Origin of the sequence: Micrococcus sp. KRD070 (assembly GCF_017168435.1) — a bacterium.
GTDB classification, from domain to species: Bacteria; Actinomycetota; Actinomycetes; order Actinomycetales; family Micrococcaceae; genus Micrococcus; species Micrococcus luteus.
In genome coordinates, this window is the sequence record NZ_JABFNH010000053.1 from 1 (window position 1) to 383 (window position 383).

The 383-nt window shown below is 66.6% G+C and carries 1 protein-coding gene; it reads left to right on the forward strand.

Going from position 1 to position 383, the window contains the following annotated elements; genetic code table 11:
• Positions 1-10 precede the first annotated feature (10 nt).
• A partial coding sequence (locus J1M38_RS11635; protein WP_206501276.1) for a hypothetical protein occupies positions 11-383 on the forward strand: 373 nt, incomplete at its 3' end.

The window sequence follows — 383 nt, forward strand, 5'->3', positions numbered from 1 at the left end:
CACCACGGCCGTGTCGAAGATCGTGCAGAACGAACTGACCGACAACAAGGGCCTGATCAAGATGGCCACCGACGTCAAGTACTGGGCGGTGCGCGCCAATCACGAGTCCTACCAACGTGATGCGGTCACACCGTCGGGCGGAACCTGGCTGAGCTTCGCATCGGACTGGATCACCGCGCTGGTCAAGGACCTCGAGACCGGATCGACCGCCCCCGCAGCGGACACGGACGCCTTCGCCCGCACCGTTCCCGTCGACGGGCAGGGCTCCTACCAAGGCCTTCCCGGTCTGCAGTTCCAGGTCGGCGCACAGCCGTCGACGACCGCCACCGCCTTCGACCCCTGGGCCGAGTCCTCGTCGACGCTGGCGACTCCGACCTATACCC